The sequence below is a fragment of the Photobacterium aquae genome (assembly GCF_001029445.1).
Lineage (GTDB): Bacteria > Pseudomonadota > Gammaproteobacteria > Enterobacterales > Vibrionaceae > Photobacterium > Photobacterium aquae.
The window spans coordinates 37,377-61,943 of record NZ_LDOT01000007.1; the positions used below are offsets into that span (position 1 = coordinate 37,377).

The following is a 24,567-nucleotide window of genomic DNA, read 5'->3' on the forward strand; positions in this document are numbered from 1 at the left end:
TCCTTAGTCCTGCTCAAGTGCTGTTTTGGTAAATTTAAGATTAAGCAGTGCCATACCGCCGACCAGCAAGAAGATAATGGTCGCAATCGCACCCGCCAGACCGAAGTCCTGGCCGCCGCCGCCTTCAAAGGCAATACGGTAGGTGTAGCTAACCAGCAAATCGGTGTAGCCTGCAGGCTCTGATGTACCGACCATATTAGGACCACCGGATGTTAGAAGCTGAATCATTACGAAGTTGTTGAAGTTAAATGCAAAGCTAGCAATCAACAGTGGCGTTAGTGGCTTGGCAAGCATAGGTAACGTAATGGTAAAGAAGTTCTGAATCGGGCCGGCACCATCAATCGCAGAGGCTTCATACAGATCATCAGGAATGGATTTCAACAAGCCCATGCAGAGGATCATCATATAAGGGAAGCCCAGCCACGTATTTACAATGACCACCATCACTCGGGCCATAATAGGATCTGAGAACCACGATGGCTTAATTCCAAATACACCTTCTAGCAGCATGTTTATCTCACCAAAACTCTGGTTGAACAGACCTTTGAAGATAAGAATGGAAATAAATGACGGTACAGCATAAGGCAGGATAAGTAGCACTCGGTAAATACCACTTCCCTTCAGTGGTTCCCACTGCACGATACAGGCCAGTACCATACCCACAGCCAGAGTCAGTGATACTGCCAAGAAAGCAAATACAACCGTCCAGATAAAGATACCAAAGAAAGGTTCTTTGATACCGTCATCGGTCATCACACGTTCAAAGTTCTTACCGCCAACGCCCACAACAAACCCAGGAGAAATTGGCTTATCGATAAATTTGCCATCAGCATCAACAGGCTGGTAGAAACCAATTTCCATGTTTGGCTTATAAAGCTGCTGGGTACGGTTGTTGTACAGTGACTCGCCATCTTGCTGAAGCGTAAACAGCGGCATTTCTGCAGCAAATTTACGTAGACCGCTCATACGGATCTCTTCACCGCTTGGCATGGCCAACTCAACCTTGTTCAAGTTGCTGCGGTTAGCAATAATGGTTTTGATGATCTCTTTTTGCCCCTTCACTGCACCAACCGAATGCAACTTCATCGCCACATCAGAAGGTGGATTGGACAAATCGAACACATCTGATGCCAGTAGCCCGCCATCTGCCTTAATGATCAACTGGTGGCCATTGTCGACTTTGTAAAGATCAAAGCCATAGCTAGAGCCCGACAAGAATGTCCTTTGCTGTAGCACCGACTGGGCTCGCTCAATTGACAATTGGTTATTCGCACTGTAGTTAGTAAAGGCCAGTCCAACAGTATAAATCAGAGGGAAAATAACGAAGACAAGCATCCCGGCGATACCTGGATAGATATAACGGTGCTCGTACGTTTTGTTACTACCGAAAATGTAAAGAGCCAGTGCTGTTAGAATAACGGTAAGAAGCGCAAAAGGTATTTCCCCTTGTGCATACATCAACACAGTAGCATAACCGTTAACAGTACCGATCATGCCGAGTAGCGACCATTTCAGCCACTTTCGATAATTTAATTTTGGGCTTTCCTTTGCGGTTTCCAAAAGCCCTGCACCTTGAACTGACTGCATCTCAGCACCTTGCTAGCAAAAAGACAATGAAGTGTGAAGGGAGGCATCCCCCTCCCTTCGGGTGTACTTATTTAATTATTTAAGCATTTGTTTCGCGGCTGAATCCAACGCGTCATTCACGCTCTGGCGACCGTCAACGATGTTCTGGATTGCATTACCTTGCGCATACCAGAATGCTGTCATTTGAGGGATGTTTGGCATGATCTCGCCGTTCATCGCGTTGTTCATTGTCGCCGCGATACGTGAGTCCTTGTCCAGTTTCTGCTGGTAAGATTTCAAAGCAACAGCACCTAGAGGCTTGTCGGCATCAACCTTCGCCAGACCTTCATCCGTCAGCAGGTAGTTTTCAATAAACTCAACTGCCAAATCACGGTTAGGAGATACAGCACTGATACCAGCCGTCAACACGCCGACGAAAGGCTTAGATGGGTTACCATTGAGCTTAGGCAGCAGAGTAACGCCATAGTTAATGCCAGACTTTTCAATGTTGCTCCAAGACCATGGACCATTGATTGTCATTGCCACATTGCCTTTGTTGAACTCAGACTCAGAGATGCTGTAGTCCATATCAGCAGAAATCACTTTTTGGTCAACAAGCTGCTTAATGAAAGTCATACCGTGCTTGGCACCGGTATTGTTGATGCCCACATCTTTTGCATCATAGCCATTGGCGGTGTACTTGAATGCATAACCGCCATCGGCAGTAATTAGCGGCCAAGTGAAGAACGGTTCGCGCAGGTTCCACATGATGGCTTTCTTACCATCTTTTTGCAGTTTCTTATCCAGCGCCGCAACGTCTTCCCAGTTGGTTGGAGGCGTTGGAACGAGGTCTTTGTTATAAATCAGAGAAAGTGCTTCAACAGCAACAGGGTAGCCAACATACTTACCATCATACTTCACCGCATCCCACGTAAAATCGATGATCTTGTCTTTCATCTCAGGCGATGGGTTGATTTCTGACAGAAGGCCAGCCTTAGCATAACCGCCAAAACGGTCGTGAGCCCAAAATACGATATCCGGGCCATCGCCAGCAGCAGCAACCTGAGGGAAACGCTCAGCCAGGTTGTCAGGGAACGCAACCGTTACCTTAACGCCAGTGTCAGCTTCAAATTGCTTACCCACTTCTGCCAAACCGTTGTACCCCTTATCACCATTAATCCAAATGGTAAGTTGGCCTTCTTCAATGGCCGCGTGGGCACTAAATGAACCAAGAGCTGCTAGGGTACATAATGCGACGGTGCTGAGGACTTTCTTCATTATTAACATCCTTCATGATTGTTATGTGGTTTGCGTAACGACTGTAATGCAACGCAATTTTCAGGGTGTATCTTCCACCAGGGCTACGCATCTAGCATCCTCCTGCTGACTACGCCCCCAGCCACAAAGACTCAAAACCGTGATCTCCATCGTCGGTGCAAGTGACGGAGATCTAATAATGAAGCACAGTTGTGATACGGCGCACATGGTAATTGGATTAATCCGTGTGTTCAGCCCCCCAAATTTCAAAGTGTGATCTGGGCACTCCTCCCCCCCTCATCCCCCCAACAAATTTATTCATAAGGAGGATGTTTTGCCGCTGTCGCTAGGCAAAAATAACACCATACCCAATGGGTAGTTGAAGATGCTTTTTACTATTCTGCTTTATGTGCAGTAGCCACTTTTATTAGACGACAGCACCGTACTTTTTCTTGGGGAAGTAAATAGTGCGGATTAAGTCGAGGTAGCAGCTTCGTTATCATGAATAATGATGCTGCTACCCGTTTTTTTGTCATCATATCTTCAGCACAATGAATTCTTTACCGACAAGGCCCAGAACGCATAAGATCCGGCCTTGCTGGCAACAACAAACTTAGAGGAATAGGCTCGATGGCGAGTGTTACTTTACGAAATGTATGTAAAGCATATGGAGAGAACCTGATTTCCAAAAACGTTGATCTCGATATTGCCGAAGGCGAATTCGTGGTCTTCGTAGGGCCATCAGGCTGTGGTAAGTCTACGCTTCTACGTTGTATTGCAGGTCTAGAAGATATCACCTCAGGTGATCTTTATATCGGCGAGCAGCGCATGAACGATGTACCACCATCGGAACGCGGTGTCGGCATGGTATTCCAATCGTACGCACTCTACCCTCACCTTAACCTGTTTGACAACATGTCCTTTGGTATGAAGCTTGCCAAAGCAGACAAGGGCGAAATTAAGAAGCGTGTTGACCACGCGGCAGAGATCCTGCAGCTAGGCCACTTGCTAGACCGTAAGCCTAAGGCTCTGTCTGGTGGTCAGCGCCAACGCGTTGCCATCGGCCGTACGTTGGTATCCCAACCAAATGTCTTCCTGCTCGACGAACCGCTGTCCAACCTTGATGCGGCACTTCGTGTACAGATGCGTATCGAAATTGCCAAACTGCACAAGCAACTCGGCTGTACCATGATTTACGTTACCCATGATCAGGTTGAAGCAATGACCATGGCACAAAAAATCGTGGTGCTGGATGGCGGGTACGTTTCGCAGGTGGGTAAGCCACTTGAACTCTACCACTACCCGCAAAACCGCTTCGTTGCCGGTTTCATTGGCTCACCGAAAATGAACTTCATGAGTGTGTTCATCGAACAGGTTGAAGACGAGCGTGTTATGGTTCAAATGGCCAATGGACATGCCTTCTGGATCCCTGTTGATGGCAAAACCGTTACCAAGGGCGACCGCATGTCAATGGGCATCCGTCCCGAACACCTGGTTTCGGCAGAAGAAGGCGACGCCGTTGTTGAAGGTACGGTACAAGTTGTTGAAAAGCTGGGTTATGAAACTCAAACCTACCTGCAGCTTGATCAAATGGATGCTGATTTCATCTACCGTCGTCCTGATACTTTGGATGTTGAAGCGGGTGACAAGTTCAAAGTGGGTATCCCTGCCCATCGATGCCACCTGTTCCATCGTGATGGGGCTGCGTGTCGCCGCCTGTATCAAGAACCAGGCGTATAATAAATCACACTCGTATTCCCAAAGGCGCTGTTTTCAGCGCCTTTTTTATATTCAAGCAACGACGATACCCTCCATGACTATTGACCCTCGCACCAAACACTATGATCCTTCGCGCATGATCATCATGGATGATTTTGTGATCCCCCAATTAAACCGCAAGCGCACTATTCGTATTTACTTACCCGATGGCTACGAACAATCACAAAACCACTATCCCGTAATTTATATGCATGACGGCCAAAATGTTTTCGAGCCATCACTTTGCATCAGCGGTATGAGCTGGCAAGCAGGAGAGAGTATTGACGCCTTCCAGCGGGAAACCTCATTCTCATGCGCAATTATCGTTGCGGTTGACTGCAGCGGCGAACGTGGGGCCTTTGGCCGCAGGGATGAATACTCACCTTGGCCTTATCACCCAGAGCCAGAGCTTACAAACTGGGAGCAAAGTGCCATTCCTCAAGGTGGCGATGGAGAGAAATACTGCCAGTTTATTGTTGATACCCTGAAGCCTTTCATCGACAACCAATACCGGACATTGCCACAACGGGAATATACCAGTATCGCGGGGAGCTCTATGGGCGGGCTAATCAGCCTGTATGCCCTGCTGCGTTATCCATCGATTTTTGCCAATGCCGGCGTGTTTTCACCTGCTTTTTGGTTTGCCAGTCAGGCCATTCGCCAATTCATTCACGATACCCCCGTCGAGCACCCCGTCAACATCTACATGGATATCGGAACGGCAGAGAGCAGCGACCACAACATAAGCATATTCCCCCATATTTATCAAAAACACGCCGCTGCCATTGCCAACCAGCTTTCTTCACACAGCCCGAAGATTAACTGCCAGTTCCACATCATTGCCGATGCTATCCACAGTGAATCAGCCTGGGCGCTTCGCTTTCCTGCAATGCTGGCGTTCTTCTTCCCCTGCATATCGCACGATTCCCTCCAAGAGCTGGATTCGAGTACCTTTCATTCCTACACTGAAAAAGGGTGATCGTTTCAGCCGTGGGTAACGTAGATTAATCGGCTCTTTCTCGAAATGGAGGATCATACAATGAGCAGCCATGACAGAATTGAAGACATTGAACAGCGTATTGATATGGCTTACCAAGAGGGTGACTTCCAGCAAGCCAAAGCTCTTGAAGCTAAACTCCGACGATTAAGGGGGGCAAGCAACAACAATTACGATCAATGTGAACCGTATTCACTCGAAGGCAGGGTCTATATGGATGACGACTAAGTACCCAGCATGACTCTCTCATTCCCCCTACCTCAATGAAGGTAGGGGGACAGCTCTCTCTTCCTATTCAAAAGTGTGATCCTCTTCAGCCATTCGATTTACTGTATAAATCCACATCTGGAATCAGAATCCAAATCAAAGAAAGCATAAAATTTCACTAATACACTGCCCACAGGACATAATAAAAAGGAACTACAATGGGCGCTACCCATTCACCACGCATCGGGATCATTGGTGGACTAGGCAATGAAGCCATGGTCGACCTGTTGAAAAAAATTCAGACTGTTACCCACGATACGCCACCAGCATTCATTGCCTTTGGCAATTCACGTCTGGCCTATAAACCGGAAGAAGTCGGCAAGCACTGGCAACCAGAGGATCTGCCAGAACAACGACGGGTTGATACCGCCCGCTACACGCTTCGGCTCATGCAGCACCTCGGTGTCGATTCGCTAGGGTTAGCCTGTAACAGTGCACATTCTCTGTTCAGAGAATTACTGCAAGACATCCCCCTGCCGTTTGTTGACATGCTCAAGCAGACTGCAACCACCCTAGAGGGAACATCAAGCAACGTCCTTGTCATGGGGGTTGATAGCCTAATACATTCGGGCCTCTACCAAAGCGCGTTGACCGAAAAAGGCGTGACCTCCACCAGCCCAAATCCAGAAAACCAAAAAAAGGTCATGGCCGCCATATATGACCCGGAGTTTGGTATCAAGACAGCCAAAATCACCGAACAGGCTGAACGTCTGTTGTGTGAAGTTATTACCGACGAATGCACTCGTCAGCAATGCAAGCTGGTTGTATTAGGGTGCACAGAACTCCCGCTCGCTCTTACTTCAGAGAGTTGCCAACGCTTCAAACAAAATGGCTGGATTCCACAAAATATCGACGTCATTGATGCCTCCAGCGTACTAGCACAGGCTTTGGTGGATGCTATCTCGCCGCAGAATTCAGAAAACGAGGGTAACGGCCTAGCCCAACCGCTCAGCCTCTTTGCAGGAAATAACCTTGACTGGTTCCCACCATTAACCTTCAAAGTTAACAGTCTAGAGCAAGCCATCGATATACAGCAGGCCATTTTTGACTCTTGCTGTGACTACCTTGCCAAGCAAGGCAAAGGCATCACAGGTAGTTATTGGCACCTTCCGACCCTATTCTTCAGCCAGACAGAAACGGATATAGAGCAATCACTCTCAGAATTAGGCATTACCGCACATTCCGGTGATTGCCAACTTTCTGAGCTAGTGGACAACGTGCTTCCGGCATTTTATTCATAGCCAATTACCGTATCCATAATAGGCAAAAGCCGGTCTTTTTATCGACCGGCTTTATCCCCAAAATCGCTCGTTTTAGTTAACGACAGACCTTACTTCACTTCTGTTATATCACTAGGCTTCCAGCTACCGTCATACCAATGTTCAAGCGGGCCATACATCCTTAAGATGGCAAACCACCCTTTTTCGGGTACCGTCTGGATCCAGTTCGCATCCTTTCCGTCAGGCGCGGTAGGACCAAAGTACAGGTCAACCGAACCATCAGGGTTTTCGATCATTTTGTCACGCTGGTCATTCTTGCTTGGGAACGGCTGGCTCGTCTGGAGTTCTGACCGGGTCTGCGTATCGTAGACAACCACCGACCAGAAGTTCTTCGCAGGAACGTTTGCCGGTATAGTCAGTCTATAATTTTTACTGCCCTCAAAGAACTCACCCTCACCCGTCTTGTCTACAATGGCATATTGCGAGCCTTTACCTACCATTTTTAGCGCCATTGCGGGAGTATTGACCGTGGCCATGTAAAAGAAATATGTTCTGGCATCTAAATTTCGCCCCCCGTTCCCCCCATCAATTAACCATTGATAATCTTTGCCGATGAACGCCGTTTTCCAGTTACGGTCATCCCAGATATACGCATTATCTGTCCGGGGATTGAACATCAGCGCTCGCGCAGTCGCGTTACCGATCGCCGCCCCTTCTTTGAGGATCTTCTGCATCCGGTCATCCGGCTCAAACGGTTTGCCTTTCTGAATACCAATTGTCGCAATTAACCCGCGCAGTTCAGGGTCAATAAATTCGACCGGCTCTTTATCAATAACAACCTTAATCTCATCGTAAAAATGCTCGTCATTGGCATGAATGGTATTGAATGACTTGCCACTCCCGGAAACGAAGGTCATCTTTGGCGGGTTGCCTTTCTTGGCTAACGGGTAAATCTTCAGCCCCGAGTGATAGGCATCCACCGCGGCATCCGTCTTGCCATCTTTCAAAAATCCACGGGCAATAAACCAATTTACATAGCTGGTGGACCGAGACACATGGTATCCCTCAGGTATATCCCCCTCATAGTTGGGAGGAAGAATCAGATACTTACCGCCTTTTCCACGATCTGGCCCTACAACCCCCATGTCGGTTACAAACCGAAAGAAGGCATCATTGACCGTTGTCGGCCCCATCCCCGGGGGGATTTCCACCACTGTCGGCCCATCTTTTTCAAGATCAAGAAAGGCCGATGCATACACCGTATCCGTGTTGCCGGTCAGAAACAGGGGATTGGAATCCATTAAGTTATCGAACAACATCACCTGATGGGACTGTTTCACCCCCATCTTCTGATGCCCGATCCGTAACGCTTCTAACGATGCCATGGGAATCGCATTCAGGAAAACTTCCGTCGCGCGCATTGTATCCAGATTATCGTACAACCGCTCCATGGTCTGCTGGCTAGGTACACCGTCTTTGAAGTGCAGAACACCGAGGTGGGTTTCAACCTTATCCGGCGTCATAATGCTGGCTGGAATCTCGGTGTTATACACGCTATTCGCTGCAAGTACGGATGAAGAAACCAATATACCTGTCAGCAAAGCAACATATTTAAGTTTGGCCTTTAACATTTGCATTCTCCACGTGACTGTCATACCCAAGCAACCTCAAGAGACTAAAGGTTGTACAAAACCACCTTATCTAACGTTAGAAATCAATATTGAGTTTCGCGATTATCAAATATAAAAAAACCTGCCAAAGCAGGTTTTTTTATATTGGGGTTCAAACAATACTCAGTCCACTGCGCTTTCCAAGCCTGCAGACTGTATCGCCTCTTGCAGAATATGGCGTCCAGCTAGCATTTCATGCTGACGATGGTAATCCGGTTGGGCAAAGGTCAATTCACCAATCTCAGCAACAAAACTGGCCTGAACACAATCTAACGGTACTTTCACACCGTCAACCGTTGCATAAATTGCCTCGGGATCAAATACCACCACCGCCGGAAGTTGCTGTGGTGCCAGTTCGAGTTGGTGCTTAGACTTATTCGCTGCCGTCAGTACGACACAAATCCCCACGTCATCAGGCTTCAGGTAACTCAACTGATAAGTCTGTTTACCATTACGATATTGGTACTGAAGATTCAACTGATTATTCCTACCAAAACGCAATTCGGCTTGCACCTCATGCCATGCTGACGGCATGCATGGCGATAGCGTCACCTTTCGTTCAAGCAACTGCGGTGAGAAACCCAAATAGTCCTGATAGCCATTACGGGTGAATTCAGAAACTGACCATGCCTGAGCATAAGTCCCTGACGTCGTGCGCTCTCCATCACTATTGAGGAACGCATCGAGGTTCTCGCTCATTGTTCCACGATGGCCAATATGCAAAATCTGATCGGCCAAGTTTTGGGTAAGTTGATAAGCAAAATCTGAATAGCCGTAGCGGATCAGGCTAGACACCGTGAACCCTGCATTCCAGCCCCAAATCGTGCCATTATGATAGGCCGCATCCTTATGGTATTCCTCACGATTAGCATGGAATGGGTGGAAGATCGGATCATCTTGTGCCAATGATGTGATTCCCCATGGGAACAGCAAGCTGGACACGGCATGTTTCACTACCTTGGCACCCAGCTGACGATCCAACAGGCTGCCGTCAAACGGTACTGTTAGCGTCATTAATTGATTAGAACGGTTTTGTAGATCCCTGCAGCCATCGTCATACAGGCGATCTGCCAATACCTGCTGGCCTTGATCCCAGAACAACAGCTCAAAGCTCTGCTTCACCTGCTCGGCCATTTTCAGATAACGTTCCGCATTCGCGGGATCTGCATTCAACTTCGCCAACTCAACAGCAACCAATAGACTGGTATACCAAAGCGCCTGAATATCATTGGCTCTGTTACCTCGGGCAGACCATGGAATACGCCCTTCCAACTTGGCATCCATCCAGGTATCTGGATCGCGGTGGGTCATCAATCCGTAACTATCAAGATAGTATTTTTCAATACCATCGATATACGTCTGAACAACTGGGTAAATCGCCTTAGCATAGTCGATATCACCGCTGTAGCGTAGATAATCCCAAACTTCTCGAACCATCCACGGTGTACCATCGGTCGTGTTGTAAATCATATTGGTCAGGCTGGTCACACGATTCGGGATCCGGCCATAATTCACACTCGATTCATCCACCAACTGCATGGCGGAAAAGTTGTCGATAATTGCCTTGGCGTCATGAAAGTCCCCATTGACCAAAGTAATTCCCGGTAAAGCGATGAACGAATCACGCCCCCAACAATCTTTAAACCAAGGCAGTCCAGCCCAAATCCCCATTCCATACTCATGGGAAACAAATACCTTTCCTGCAGCCTTTGCCCACATCAGTGCGCGGTTGTATTCGAGATCTGACGTCCACAAATAAGAATGGGTCAGCATATTGTAGACTTGCTGTTGGTGGCAAATAACCCCATCAAGCTCGACTAACTGCCTGGCTTGCGCCTCAGCATCGGCTTGCGTCTCAGCAAAGGCCAAATAAAGCGTAAAACTGGTCTCTTTGGATTTGGTGCACAAGTATGGCTTAACGTGGTGGCCACTCAGAAAAACCGTATCTTTCAGCTCAGGCCGTTTTGTGAAGGTCATCTCTTCAAAATTAAACGGCTTGTCAGCACACAAGGCAATAAACGATGGTGTTCCCGGCTGGCGCAATTCTGATGATAACGCATAAACCACACCGTATTCAAACAAGCTAACCGTTGAAGCATCAATGGCCAAATTCAACTGTGGAAGGATCGCAAGCTCAGCCGGAGTCGAGCTAGTTACCTGTATTGCAGCACTTCTGCGACCACTGCGCTCACCGGAAATCAGCATCATGGTTTCGGTAGCCTGAGAACCACCCTGACAATATGAATGCGTCACACCATACGGCAGCAAATCCGCGTGACTAGCCTGCTCTTTGTTGTTCAGACAGCCATCAACAAAAGAGGCATAAGTGCCCAAATACCATCCCTGCTTGTGGCGATATTTTCCTGCGGCAACAAAGGCATGAGTTCGGCCATCATAATAACCATCAATATTGTCGCCAAATACATAGGGGACACTCTGGGTATTGCGAATGGCCAGTTTTTCAAATAATACCTCTGGCTCAAGGACATTTCGTCCTTTGCCCATCAGCTTATCGCTCCCCCCCCTCACATTGAAATCGGCACGAAAAGGCGATCTGGTCGGCTCGCAATCATCCATATCCCCGCCTTGAGTCACTGTCAATTCATACTTCTTGCCATGCACGGAAAACGCTATGGTGTACAAGCCTGTTTCTGGTGCATCAAAAACTAAATCATTTCCGATCCCTTTCGCCGGAATTAAACGCTGCATTTCACCAAGGTAACAATTTACTGCCTTGTACTTATCAGCAGCAAAACACAGTGCTTCTGTTCCCTGCTGATCAGAAATTTTGAAATTGTGGCTGTCAGCCGACAGGCACACTACTGCTTGATATACGCCTTCACCAACATAAACCATTGGTGTGTCGTCACCCCACCCATTGAACGTACCTTTTACATAAAGGCTTTCTTTAAACGGTGACGTACTGCATTTACCCATTGTTGTCTTATCCATATAACGATAAACCTAGAAACAACAATGCGCAGCTCCTCGTTGGATACTGCGCATTATTCATTTACTGCTAATAATTCATTAGCGAATTTGTGACGCAGCGGTATCCAGAGCTTCTTTTACCGTTTGACGCCCCAATAGGGCATTCTCAATAGCGGCACCTTCGGCAAACCAATAGGCTGTCATCTGTGGGATATTTGGCATAATCTCGCCATTCTCAGCATTGGTCATGGTTGCCGCAATACGGCTATCTTTTTCAAGCTTCTGCTGGAAAGATTTCAGCGTCACTGCGCCCAATGGTTTATCGTCATTTACCTGCTTCAGACCATTATCTGTAATCAAATAGTTTTCAAGAAACTCAACAGCCAAGTCTTTATTTGGGCTGGCCGCATTAATACCAGCACTCAATACCCCGACAAATGGGTTGGACTTGCCGCCATCCAACGTTGGGAAAACCGCAACGCCATAGTTAATACCTGATTTTTCTAGGTTGCCCCAAGACCACGGACCATTGATTGTCATGGCAACGTTGCCTTTATTAAACTCGGCTTCCGATACGGCATAATCCATATCTGGATTTACCACCCCTTTCTTGGCCAAATCAGCAAGGAAGGTCAAGCCAGCCACACCCGCATCATTGTTAATACCAATTTGGTTTGGATCAAAACCTGTCGGGGTTTTCTTAAAGGCGTAACCACCATTGGCTGAAATCATCGGCCATGTAAAATAGGCATTCTTAACATCCCACATGATGGCTTTCTTGCCTTTGGCTGCCATTTGCTTCTCAATGGCATATAACTCTTCCCATGTTTTTGGAGGCTCAGGCAATAAGTCTTTGTTATAAATCAGTGAGGGTGATTCAAGCGCAATTGGGTAGCCTACCAACTTACCTTCATAAGTAACGGCATCCCATGAGAAATCCACCAATTTATTTTTGAATTCATCAGAAGGCTTCACTTCCATCAGCAAGCCAGATTTGGCATAACCGCCAAAACGGTCATGAGCCCAAAAAATAATATCAGGGCCGCCGCCTGTTGGCGCGACTTGCTGAAATTTTGCCTCTAACGATTCAGGGTACTGAACATTAACCTTGATCCCAGTGTCTTCCTCAAACTGGCGACCGACCTCAGCCAAGCCTTCATAACCCTTATCACCATTAATCCATACAAGGATCTCACCTTCTTGCATAGCAGACGCAGACATAGGCAGCATCATGGCCGCAGTTAAAGAGCACAGAGCAAAAGTTTTCATTACACGTTTCATGGCTTCATTCCATTGTTATTTTAACTTTGAAACCACGTTACCTCCCCCCTGCAGTGATGAGCATCCTCCTCCCCCCTACGCCCCCACCCTCTTTATATCGGCACTGTGAATCAGACCACATTTAGTGGCAAAAAAATAAACAATCACTTTTCGACAAGATTGAGCCATCTAGCCATTGGCTCAAGTGCCCACCCTTGCACCAACACAGAAATCAGAACAATGAAAAACACCATATGCATCATCGAATTCGCACCTTCCACCCCAGCAGAAGCTGGGATCAATGCAAAAACAATCGGCGTAGCACCTTTCAGGCCAATACTAGAAATAAACACTTTTTTCTGCCAGCTAGTGCGTCTAAATGGTAAGTAACTGATGAATACCGCTAACGGACGAGCAATCACAATAAGCGCCGCCGCGGGTAGTAATGCAGCTTGTAAGTCAGCAACAAGATCTCGTGGAAAAAACTGTAATCCAAGAATAATGAACATCAATGCCTGAGCAAGCCAAGACAAACTGTTAAAGAAATGCTTACTTATCTCCTTTCCGCGCAATAGCTCATTGCCAATAATCACACCTGCCACATATGACGCGACCAGAATATTACCTCCGGCCAATTCACTACCGTAAGCAGCAATAAAGAAGCATGACAATATGAAAACGGGAATCAGGCCATATTCTTCCAGCTTGATTCGATTGAGCAGATAGACGCAGCACTTACCAATGCCATAGCCAAACACCAACCCGACTAGGATTTGTTGTGCAAGCTCAACTGCAATCATATTTGCAGAGACTATCTGCTCAGAACTTAACAGCATCTCTGTCAAGATCCCCACCAACAACAGCGCGACCGGATCGTTAGTCGCAGATTCAAACTCAAGCACTGTATCAGTACTTTCTTTTAGCTTTAATTTTTTAGATTCAAGAATGGAAAATACAGCCGCAGCATCGGTTGATGATACAACAGCGGCAAATAACAAGCAGCTCAGTACATTAAAGTCTGTAATAAAATGTAAAATTACCCCGAGAATGATAGTGGTCAGCAGCACTCCCACTGTTGAGAGCATTCCCCCCTCTTTATAAGCAATGCGTATACTCGCTAATGAAGTATTTAAACCACCAACAAAAACAATAATATTCAGTGCCAACGTGCCTACAAACGATGTAACTGCAAGATTGTCATAAACAAAATCAAATTCACCATTTCCAAACAGTAAACCCACACCCATAAAAATCAATAATGAAGGTAGCCCTAACGTCTTTGACGGCTTATGCAACAAAATTCCGACAGCGATCAACACCGCCATTCCTAACATAATCATTCCGCTACTCAATCGACTTCCCTCTTGTTAATGGTTGGCAACACCTCAAATATAACACACCAAATCAATACAATCGGTTAACACAAACTGACCAATCAACAAAATAAAAAGAAAAAACACATACCTACCAGACATGCTGCATTCCTTGTCGCACTTTGAAAAGCACATCAAGAAATCTTATTTTTCACTACAATTTGATTTTTTAATTGACGAACATACAAAAAATTATACACTTCTACTCCCGAAATCCGTGTATAACAACAATGAAAAAAACAATAAGTCAGTGTTTTGAAAGATGGGAATTATTCTCATTTTTTAAAGTCAGTCTATTTTCTCTTTTGACTATCTCAATGTTTTACCAGGGTTTTAATATTTATCATATTGAGCGTCTACACAATGAGATAATCAGTAATTATTCACAGCTTTATTCTATAAGCCGTAGATTCTCTACATATTACAACAATACAGACACCATACCTCTGACAAAAGGTCTACATAAAAGAAACAATGTCAGTATCATTGTGAGTAAAGATACGAATGTAAAAGTGCTCTCAACAGGAATTAACAAATTAAAATCTGAATTAAAGAACATCATTCCTAATAGCCTTTGGACAATTGCCGTTTTTGAAAACCCAGCTTATTACAGCCATTATGATCCTTTACGTCCAAGCTATCAGAGTTTCTTTGATAGTTATGATCTCAACTCTGTTATGACGAGAATTGTTAAAAAAGAAAAATTAAGCAAGAGCTATCAAAATTTCTATGGGTGTAATTTAAAAATCACAGATTCATATACAGAACAAGAAACAGGAGAAAGAATAAGAACTATCTATTATCCTGTATTCAACAATAAAAAACTTAACTCACTTTTAGCGATTGATATAAAAGAAGAACATATCAAAAATATGATCAATCGCTATAATTTAAAGCATCATACAACAATCAATAACGGACAAAGCAATAATGTTTATCACTCAACAAGCCTATTACCTTGTTCAGATAGCAGCCCTATTACCATCGGAATAAGTTATATTGATGTTCTTGAAAAAAGCTTTATCCCATCTGTTTTCGTTTCAGTATTAATTACTATTATGTCATTAATAGCTAAACAACGGGATCAATCTTTCAAACGGGATAGAATGACTAATTTTTATCGTCGTGACTACTATGAATCACGACTGAAGAAAATGCGTTCATTCTCAATGCTTATTATAGATATCGATCATTTTAAAACAGTGAATGATACCTATGGACACAAAAAAGGTGATGAGGTTATTACACAGATAACTCGAATCATCAATCAACAAATTAGAAATGATGACATAGCCATTCGCTGGGGTGGCGAAGAGTTTATTATTATATTCCAGAATATGACGCCAACAGTTTTACAAGAAAAAGCGGAATGTATCCGAGAGAGCATTGCAAAAAATAAAATTGCAGGACTTTCTGTCACAATATCAATCGGTGGCATACATAGCACCAATACAACATTCAGCAATGCCTATAAGCATGCTGACTCTGCTCTTTATGAATCTAAACACCGCGGACGCGATAAGGTAACCATTGCATGATTAGCTATTTCCTATCGATTAAACAAAAAACGATTTTGGATAAGTTATTCTATCTGTTTTTTGCATATATAATGGTTCTTTTTAGTTTCCACCTCAGCCATTTCTCCCACGGCTTGCTATCACAAGTCCAACTTTTGTCGATCACCTCAGGGGTGATCATTGCTGCGACATACCTATATGGCCGCACGGGAATCATTGGTATCTTTCTTGGGCTGCTGACCTACTATACCTTTATCAAAGCCTCTCATAACGGGGTCGGCTACCTGTATAGCCTAGTGATCACGTCCTTGCTGATCATCTCATTGTCGCTGATCGAAAAGCTTCGCAACCATCACTACATTACTCGATTGATTTTTAGTTTCTATGTGTTTATCACACCAGGGTTTTGCTCGCTTGCCTTAGCGATATTTACCCCTCATAGCTTCAATACCGCACAAGCTCTCAACCTATTTTTGACTGACTCTATTGGTATATTGCTAACCGCCCCTGTCATTGGCTTATTCTTGATTGCCTTAAACAAACATAAAGAACCAAGGAGTCTTCTCCGCGAGTTCAGTCATATTTCAAAAAGCAACTTTATCTACAAATCACTGATTGTTTTGGCTATTTTCTTTGTTTTACTAAATAAGGAAAATATTACCTATTCCTACATGACTTATTTGTTTTTGCTGCCATTGGTTATTATGGCTGCCTTTAACTTCTCAGAATTGACTCAAATACTATTGATTGTCATTGGATATAGCTTACTGATTAAAAATGATGTTACAGCAGATCTATTACTGCTAAACACCAAGTTAACTATCTTCTTTATGTTCTCTTTGATTGTCTACATCATGCTGGACTTCAAGGTGTCCCTACGCAAAGAAACCGAGCGATTTACTAAAAACCTCTACTTTGATAATCAGAGTAATTTTGGGACATTCCAAAAGCTTGATGACGATACGTTACACCGTCGTGATTTCGTTGTTGCAGCTATCGATCTTAGCCCGATCTTTAAATATCCTTTAATTAAAAGGGATAAGATCCTTCGCCAAATAGCAAGCTATATCAATAAATCGACCAATTTCTACGATCAAAGTTATGTGCTCTATGATGTCGCAGCACTGGTTATTTTGCTCGAGAACAACTTACGCGCAATTGGACGATTAGATAAACTGTCAGAAATGCTTAATGCTTCATTAGAAGCCGACCATGTGAATTTTCATATCGATAAAATTTTCTTCTGCCGATGCAAGAAAGGAAACCGAATAAAGCAGACCATTAACCAGATTCATATGAATTTACGTTTAGCCGAACGTAACAATTCACATACTATGGTTGACTGTGATCATAGCCGATACACTAACTATATTACGTTACTTGATAATTTTAATCCTAGCCATATTCAGATCTTACGCCAAAACTATCAAGGTCTCGCTCATGATCGTACGTCTTGCTTTGAGTTATTGTCTCGCTTTACCGTCAAAGGAAAGCCACTCAATACAGAGACCATGTTTTTTTGCGCCCAAAAGCTCGGTCATATGGAAATGCTGGAAAAGGCCATTGTCCGAAAGATGTTTGAGTATATTCAACAGCTTCCGATTGACAGCTTTGACTATGGTGCCATCAACCTATCACCCGATTTTCTGAGCTCAGATCTCTCTATCGATACACTGCTACATATTGCGCATGAACTCAACGTACCATTGGACAAAATATGTATTGAAATCGTAGAGTCAGGCTCAATCAATGATTTCGATGCACTGATGAAGAACCTACTAAGACTGAAGCATGCCGGTTTCAAAATTGCGCTTGACGACTTCGGTGCTGGGCATTCCACCTATAAGCAATTGCTCAATATGCCTATAGATACAGTGAAAATTGACGGTTCACTAATTAAAGACTGCCATAATGATCCAATAAAGCAGACGATTATCGAAAACTTACGCGCGATTACTACACTGTCTAAGATCAAGCTTGTCGCCGAGTGTGTCGAAACTGAAGAGGAACAACAGTGGCTCCAACAAATCGGCGTTGACTATCTGCAAGGTTACCTTATTCATCGGCCATCCCTTTCATCCTAATACGTCAAAGCGCAGCCCAACGGCTGCGCTTTGTCTATGATAATCGTCACGAGATCTTAGCGATCCAGAATCACAACCGAGCTCCCCAAAGGCGGTAGAGATAAAGCCAAACAGCCTATACCTGCTTCAACTTTTAACATGACCGTTTTGTTGCCATTAAGTGCATCCTGACAACTATATTCTCCATCATCCAATTTCCACTCGGCAATCACGCCTTCTGGCACGACGACCGGCAAACTCTCTTTGCTATCCGGATCAAAATTTGCCACAACAACCATCAGCTGCTCTTGACTATAGCGAGCAAACGCAAACAAATTACCCTCATACCCCCTACCTTGCTGACGATTAGCTGTCTGCAACTCGACATAATGCCCTGCTGCGGCGGGACTCATCACTGACAAGTTAAGCAGGCACTGATAATACGACCGCAAATCACGCTCAGCATCTGTCAACAGCCCACCATCAAATGCACCATGGTTCATCCATCGTTGATGGCTCGGTACGCCAATATAATCAAATATCGATGTTCTTGACGGCTTACCAAAACCCGCATCTTCCGCGCCAGGCTCACCAACTTCCTGGCCGAAATAGACCATCGTCGGCGAAGTGCTTAGCAAGGTTGAAACCACCATCGCCGGCTTGCCTTTTTCCGCACAGCCAGCAAATTCTGGGCTCGCCACACGCTGCTCATCATGGTTGTCCAAAAAGTGCAGCATATGATGTTCAATATCCTGCATACCGGCCTGGACATCGACAATGGCATCGGTACTCTGTTTACCCTGAATGATATCTTTGAGCGTATCGTACAGATCCACCTTGTCATAGAGGTAGTCCATTTTGCCTAAGCGAATATAATCTCGATACAAATGAGGTTGATACACTTCTGCCATCAGAAAAGTATCCGGATTCACATGCTTGATAGCAGAGTTCATATAACTCCAGAACTCAACCGGCACCATTTCCGCCATATCATAGCGAAAACCATCAACGCCTTTAGCCAGCCAATACAAAGCAATATCGCGAAATTTCTGCCATGAATCGGGGACCGATTGCGTCAACCAAAACGCATAGTGTTCTTGATGCGTGCGTTCTTCATAGCCAATAGGAAGTTCCGCGAAATCCTTGCTACCATCAGGTCGGATCCCATAGTTTACCTTGACGGTTTCATACCAATCGTCAAATTTGGGTTTTGCCAGACGCGAACCGTTTCCAGTCCACTTCGCCGGGTATTCCACGTATGGGTCAACCATCATCGGATGCGTCTCACCGCCCAATGGCAAATAACCATTTTCGAAATCAGGCAGTTCAAACGCCTCTCCAGGGATATAGTAAAAATTATTGTCGCGGTGGTAGGCAACCGACGTATCATCCCCATCACCGAAATCAACAACGCCCTCAGGGTTAGTCACCCCTTTATAGCGCCGCGCAACATGGTTTGGCACAATATCAATAATTACCTTCAACCCGTTGGCATGGCTTCGCTCAACCAGAGACTGGAACTCCTCCAAGCGGTTAGCCGGGTCAACCGCCAAATCAGGATTGACATTATAGTAATCTTTCACTGCGTAAGGAGAGCCCGCACGCCCTTTTATCACACTCGGGTGATCACTAGCGATCCCGTATGCTTCATAATCAGCGACCAGCGCATGATGAGGTACACCTGTATACCAGATATGGGTCACACCCAGTTTTTTTATTTCACTCAAGGCCTTATTAGTAAAATCATTGAATTTACCAACTCCATTTTCCTGCGACGTTCCCCATGCCTTATTATTCGTTTCCGTATTACCAAACAAACGGGTAAACACTTGGTAAACGACAAATTTTTTCTTCTGCTGCATTATTTCCATCATCATGATCGGCTGGCCACTTCCCATATAACGACTGTGACAAAAAAGGGTGGGCACTGCCCACCCTGTATACCCAAACTACCTTATTTTTGAATCAATTTAATGAAAGTGTTTTCTGCCGTCGCAGAGCCTGCACGCTTAGCTTCTTCCATTAATTTCAGCGCTCGTTGAATATCCTTTTTCTCAACAGCCAACTGAATTTGATTGTTATAAAACGCTTCTGTTTCCGGCAACATTGCTGGACTATTTACAGCTGACGACTGCTGTACTGCCGTATTACTCAGCACCATGCTGGCTGCCGGAACTGTAGCTACAGCTTCAACAGATTCGGCAGTCTCTACCGGTTGGGATACCGCCTTCTGAGGCACGGTTGTATGAGAACGGTACGAACGTAGAGCGAGTGGTTTGAGATCGAGTTCCAAGCTACCAAACTTTTGGTGCTGAATCGTCGGATCCGTCACCATCGGACGAGCCAAGCCCAGCTCTTCGGCCCGAACTCTTTCTGGATGTGGGATCTGAATAGAACCTTCTCGGTACGCCAATGGCGAGTATACAACTAAATAAGGCGTCGTCGCTTGGTTCATATCAAAACTCTTCCGATAGCTAGACAGACGCAGCATATCCGAAGGCTTCACCTCAAAATCACTCAACTCATAACTATCAACAACTTGGAATGTCGGGCTAAGGAGTAGCACTTTCGGTGCAAATACCCCCGTGCTCCGCATCCAACTTTTAAGTTCAACCCGCATCCGCTCAACGTTTTCAGGCAGAACAAACCCGGTAAAATAGCTCTTACCCTCGGCAAAGTTCCCTACTTGTGAATATTCATCAACAGCAAAATCAATACTGTCACCATTCATCGGAATCCATGCAAATTCACTGAATGTCTCGCAGCACGCTGGCTGGGTGATTGTGACATTTTTAACTGCCTGTTCAGCTGGGGAGGCTGCGCATCCGGCAAGAGATGCGATAAGCAGTGCTGCTAGCGTAGTTTTAATTATTTTCATATTCTCTCCGTTCCCTATTGTGGGCTTATTCGAGCTATCGCTATACCCATATTCCCTCATTATTTATCGCTATGGAAACATGGGTATAGCCAAAAGGCAGCCCGAAGGCTGCCTTGAGATAGAGCGATTTAGAACCAAATTTCAGCATGAACACCGAATACGAACTGGTCTTTCTCCCCCGCTTCCGTGATACCGATGGCACCGGCTGCGGCTTCATCGCTAGTACCAACCCAAGTCACGTAAGGCTTAAGCTGTGGACGGCCGAAGTAATCAGCATTAACAGTAAAAACTGACGCTGCTTCAAGGGTATAGAAGTCAGTTGCGCTATCCTTACGGCCCCATTGGTTGCCGTTTAGATCTTCAACAGCCCAAGAGCCTGTAAATTCCCAGCGGAAGTTATCGTTTACCTTGTATGTTGGGCGAGCTGCGAAAATATAGCGAGTCACTTCATCGGTACCATTGCCAGTTAGACCCCAATCCATATCTTTTGGTGCCCAGTAGGTCAATTCAGTACCCATCTGCCAGTTATCGCTAATATTCAACACACCGTAAGTAGTGAAGAACAAAGACTTAGAATCTTCTAGCCAAGCACCGCTCCAGCCACCGAAGTTCACACCACGGTTAGTACCTAGACCTTCGCCGTAAGCAATCGCTGTTTGTGACCAACCATCAAGGCCGTAGTAGTCGCGGTTGTAAGTAACTGACACACCGAAACCGCTATCTGCATCATTGGGTGCCAGCGCTTCATCGGCACGGGTCATTAGCTTAGCATCGAAATCAAAGCTGCCGCCCAGAGCTTTCACGCCGTAGTAGTAAAGGTCTAGAGAAGAAACTGTGGTACGCTCACCATCTACTGGACGATCTTCAGATGCAAATCCAGCTTCAGGATCCGCAGCGACAATCGCGATACCCGTCTTATGGCCAGAGTCTAGGTTCATCTCGAAACCCGCACCCATACCGGAAGATTGCTTCCAGAATTCACCCGTTAGAATACCCGCCGCACGGTTCAAGAAGCGACGACCAGCCCAGATTTCAGTACCTTCGCCAAGGTAAGGTAGATTGCCAAGAGCAACGTATGCCTCTTTTATTTCAAGCTGTGCTTTCGTGTTTGCCTTCTCTGCACCGGAAGAGGTGTAGTAGAAAGAGTCGCCATTGCCATATTCGGTACGCGTTACGAAATCACTGTACACACCGTTTGCAAACTCCGTGTGCTTCTTCAGTACAAATTCAATCTGGTTGGCGCTCTTACCTGAAGTACCTGCGGTACGGTAGTCAGGCTTGCCCAGCTCAGAGTCAAATGACTGTAAGTCTTCGTTGAAACGGAAGTTCATAGAGCCGTAGCCGTGGACTTCCCAACCATCGGTCAGGATATCAGTGGCAGATTCAGCAGCTACGTTGTATGAAGTTAGCGCGGTAAGTAGAGCCGCTGCTACAGGTACTAACTTGTGTTTCATAGGAATGTCCCTTTTTATATTTTTATGCCGACTGCTCTCTAGCAATCTTTCGGAACTCATATTCAGGGCAGATACAGTTTCACACATCCTCCCGACTGAGGGATGAGACAGGAGGATGATTGGGGCGTAGGAAATAGGGATGAGAAAACTTTCGTGATACGCCTCACGGACTATAGGCGTAATAGTGTAAGAAAATTACAAAATACAGCATAAAAACACGAGTGCTATCACCTATTTCTCCCCATAGTGAAATAATATAATTTTTTGGTGATATTTAATTTTTACCAAAAAAAATCATTCCTTGACTCGCTGAAAAATAGCGTTTTAATAACAGTTCGAAATGAATAAAATTCATCAATGAGACGTACAGAATGTTCGCTAAATTAGCCCGCCCCTTTCCGCTTGGGGCTACATTATGTGATCAGGGTTGTAATTTTTCTATTTACCACCCAGAAAACAAGCCATTAAAACTTGTTTTATTCAAAAAAAATAATAAACCTCATATTATTGAACTACAGAACAACTATCAAAATATCTATTACACTTTTGTCCCAGATATTAAAGCAGGGCAAGTTTACGGCTATTATATTAAAGACAAAGGCGAAGAACGCCTTATTCTTGATCCCTACGCTCAAGCACTGGACACCATCGCCCACTACACACCGCCGTTCACCGCTGAGCAAAGCTGGAAATTTGCCAAATCGGTCGTCGTCGATCACAGCTTTGACTGGCAAGGCATCCCCGCCCCGCGTATTCGCCACGAAGAAACCATTGTATTTGAGACCCATGTAAAAGGTTTCAGCAAGCAGCACCCTGAACAACCACACCATTTATCCGGAAGTTACCTCGGACTGTGTCAGCCATCAATGGTGGCGTTTTTCAAAAAACATGGGATAAACTGCCTGCAATTATTGCCTATCACCTCATGCATGTCGGAGCCACATCTGCTCAAGATGAATAAGGTGAACTTCTGGGGCTATAACAGCCTGTGCTTTATGGCACCGGAACCTCGCTATGCAAGCCAAGATGCCGTAACCGAGTTAAAAACCATGGTACGCGAACTCCACCGCCACGGTATAGAGGTCATCATGGATATCGTCTTCAACCATACCGCCGAGGGCGGAGAAGGCGGCCCCCATTTCCATTTCAAGTCTCTGGATAAAAACTATTACCAACTGGATTCCAACAAGAATTTCAAGAACTATACCGGCTGTGGCAACACGGTTAATCTCGTCCACCAGCCAAGCCTAAATATTGTCTTGGACACCCTGCGCAATTGGGTTACTCATTATCATATCGACGGTTTCCGGTTTGACTTAGCATCAACGCTAGGCAGGTATGGTGACCGCTTTAATACTGAGGCGGCCTTCTTCAAGGCTATTGCCCAAGACCCCGTACTACGCGAGGTGAAACTCATCGCAGAACCATGGGATATTGGCCCTGATGGTTATCAGCTTGGCAGCTTCCCTCGGGGTTGGAATGAGTGCAATGACAAATATCGCGATACCGTAAAGAGTTACTGGCTCTGCAAGGAAAACAACATTAAGGAGTTCGCAACCCGGATTATGGGCTCGCGAGATTTGTTCAGTGCCGGAAAGTGGCCAGACAAACTCCCGGTCAACTTCATTAGCTATCATGATGGTTTTACCCTGCAGGACTTAGTCTCCTATAATCGCAAGCACAACTATGCCAACGGCGAGAACAACCGTGACGGTCATGGTGACAACCGATCCAATAACCACGGAGCAGAAGGCAGGACTGAAAACTATGCTGTACTTTGCCGCCGTGAACGGATGAAACGTAACTTAATGGCAACCCTGCTGTTTAGTTTCGGTATCCCCCATGTACTTGCAGTAGATCTGCTCTCCCATAGCCAAGGGGGCAATAACAATGCTTACTGTCAAGACAACGAAATCAGCTGGGCCAACTGGGCGTTAACCAAAGAGGGGGATGAATTCCTAACTTGGATCAGTATGATGATCCACAAACGCCAAACCATTATGCCCGAATTTATCAAGGCCTTTAGCGGCCACGACAGAGGGCGTCACCGAGTGATCTGGAAACGCTCTGACGGCCATAATATGACCGGTGAGGATTGGCAGGGTATAGAAGCCTTCGCCTTGATGCTAGGGCTCGATAAGGATGGCGATGAATTATTGTTCCTGTTCAACAATTCAACCATTCCCACACGCTACCGCCTGCCGGTAGGAAATAAATGGGATATTGTCTGTGATACATCAGAGTCTCAGCACAATTGCCGCCAAGCACAAACAAGTTACATGCAAAGCGCACTGTCGATGACCATTCTGCATCGCCGCTGTACGGCCTTGAACCAACCTTAGCCATCCAAGGATAG

General features: G+C 45.5%; 16 protein-coding genes. 7 read left to right on the forward strand and 9 right to left on the reverse strand.

Annotated features, from left to right (window positions below; all coding sequences use genetic code 11):
* Positions 1-3: 3 nt before the first annotated feature.
* Positions 4-1,587 (reverse strand): maltose ABC transporter permease MalF, encoded by a 1,584-nt coding sequence (gene malF / locus ABT56_RS07270; RefSeq protein ID WP_047878218.1) that lies wholly within the window; start codon positions 1,585-1,587, stop codon positions 4-6.
* 75 nt (positions 1,588-1,662) lie between these two features.
* The gene (gene malE / locus ABT56_RS07275; RefSeq protein ID WP_047878219.1) at positions 1,663-2,844 is read right to left on the reverse strand and encodes a maltose/maltodextrin ABC transporter substrate-binding protein MalE; all 1,182 of its coding nucleotides are present in this window, start codon (positions 2,842-2,844) and stop codon (positions 1,663-1,665) included.
* Positions 2,845-3,453: 609 nt separating this feature from the next.
* Between malE (ABT56_RS07275) and malK the strand changes: the two genes are divergently transcribed.
* From malK to ABT56_RS07295, 4 genes are all read left to right on the forward strand, one after another.
* On the forward strand, positions 3,454-4,563 hold the full coding sequence (gene malK / locus ABT56_RS07280; protein ID WP_047878220.1) for a maltose/maltodextrin ABC transporter ATP-binding protein MalK: 1,110 nt from the start codon (positions 3,454-3,456) through the stop codon (positions 4,561-4,563).
* A 73-nt stretch (positions 4,564-4,636) separates the two neighbouring features.
* Positions 4,637-5,560, forward strand: coding sequence for an alpha/beta hydrolase (locus ABT56_RS07285; protein ID WP_053062407.1), 924 nt, complete (start codon positions 4,637-4,639; stop codon positions 5,558-5,560).
* A 60-nt stretch (positions 5,561-5,620) separates the two neighbouring features.
* On the forward strand, positions 5,621-5,806 hold the full coding sequence (locus ABT56_RS07290; protein WP_047878221.1) for a hypothetical protein: 186 nt from the start codon (positions 5,621-5,623) through the stop codon (positions 5,804-5,806).
* Between the two features lie 197 nt (positions 5,807-6,003).
* Positions 6,004-7,086: an aspartate/glutamate racemase family protein gene (locus ABT56_RS07295; protein ID WP_047878222.1), complete on the forward strand. Its 1,083-nt coding sequence runs from the start codon at positions 6,004-6,006 to the stop codon at positions 7,084-7,086.
* Between the two features lie 89 nt (positions 7,087-7,175).
* Here ABT56_RS07295 and ABT56_RS07300 read toward each other — a convergent pair whose 3' ends face one another.
* The 4 genes from ABT56_RS07300 to ABT56_RS07315 form a co-directional block, all read right to left on the reverse strand.
* Complete coding sequence (locus ABT56_RS07300; RefSeq protein ID WP_047878223.1) at positions 7,176-8,696, reverse strand: DUF1254 domain-containing protein; 1,521 nt, start codon at positions 8,694-8,696, stop codon at positions 7,176-7,178.
* 162 nt (positions 8,697-8,858) lie between these two features.
* Positions 8,859-11,687, reverse strand: coding sequence for an amylo-alpha-1,6-glucosidase (locus ABT56_RS07305; RefSeq protein ID WP_240478273.1), 2,829 nt, complete (start codon positions 11,685-11,687; stop codon positions 8,859-8,861).
* Between the two features lie 78 nt (positions 11,688-11,765).
* On the reverse strand, positions 11,766-12,947 hold the full coding sequence (gene malE, locus ABT56_RS07310) for a maltose/maltodextrin ABC transporter substrate-binding protein MalE (protein ID WP_047878225.1): 1,182 nt from the start codon (positions 12,945-12,947) through the stop codon (positions 11,766-11,768).
* Between the two features lie 143 nt (positions 12,948-13,090).
* The gene (locus tag ABT56_RS07315; protein WP_240478274.1) at positions 13,091-14,260 is read right to left on the reverse strand and encodes a potassium/proton antiporter; all 1,170 of its coding nucleotides are present in this window, start codon (positions 14,258-14,260) and stop codon (positions 13,091-13,093) included.
* 269 nt (positions 14,261-14,529) lie between these two features.
* Here ABT56_RS07315 and ABT56_RS07320 point away from each other — a divergent pair, with 269 nt between their 5' ends.
* Both ABT56_RS07320 and ABT56_RS07325 read left to right on the forward strand, forming a co-directional pair.
* The gene (locus ABT56_RS07320) at positions 14,530-15,837 is read left to right on the forward strand and encodes a GGDEF domain-containing protein (RefSeq protein ID WP_047878227.1); all 1,308 of its coding nucleotides are present in this window, start codon (positions 14,530-14,532) and stop codon (positions 15,835-15,837) included.
* A complete protein-coding gene (locus ABT56_RS07325) occupies positions 15,834-17,900 on the forward strand; it encodes a sensor domain-containing phosphodiesterase (protein ID WP_047878228.1) in 2,067 nt (688 codons plus the stop codon). Before ABT56_RS07320 ends, ABT56_RS07325 begins: the two co-directional genes overlap by 4 nt.
* A 56-nt stretch (positions 17,901-17,956) precedes the next feature.
* Here the strand turns inward: ABT56_RS07325 and ABT56_RS07330 are convergent, their stop codons facing one another.
* The 3 genes from ABT56_RS07330 to ABT56_RS07340 form a co-directional block, all read right to left on the reverse strand.
* Complete coding sequence (locus ABT56_RS07330; protein ID WP_157037800.1) at positions 17,957-19,756, reverse strand: alpha-amylase family glycosyl hydrolase; 1,800 nt, start codon at positions 19,754-19,756, stop codon at positions 17,957-17,959.
* A gap of 77 nt (positions 19,757-19,833) precedes the next feature.
* On the reverse strand, positions 19,834-20,757 hold the full coding sequence (locus ABT56_RS07335) for a MalM family protein (RefSeq protein ID WP_047878229.1): 924 nt from the start codon (positions 20,755-20,757) through the stop codon (positions 19,834-19,836).
* A 128-nt stretch (positions 20,758-20,885) separates the two neighbouring features.
* Positions 20,886-22,211 carry a carbohydrate porin gene (locus ABT56_RS07340; protein WP_047878230.1) on the reverse strand — a complete coding sequence of 442 codons (1,326 nt, stop codon included), beginning with the start codon at positions 22,209-22,211 and terminating at the stop codon, positions 20,886-20,888.
* A gap of 371 nt (positions 22,212-22,582) precedes the next feature.
* Between ABT56_RS07340 and glgX the strand changes: the two genes are divergently transcribed.
* Complete coding sequence (glgX, locus tag ABT56_RS07345) at positions 22,583-24,553, forward strand: glycogen debranching protein GlgX (RefSeq protein ID WP_047878231.1); 1,971 nt, start codon at positions 22,583-22,585, stop codon at positions 24,551-24,553.
* The last annotated feature ends 14 nt before the right edge of the window (positions 24,554-24,567 follow it).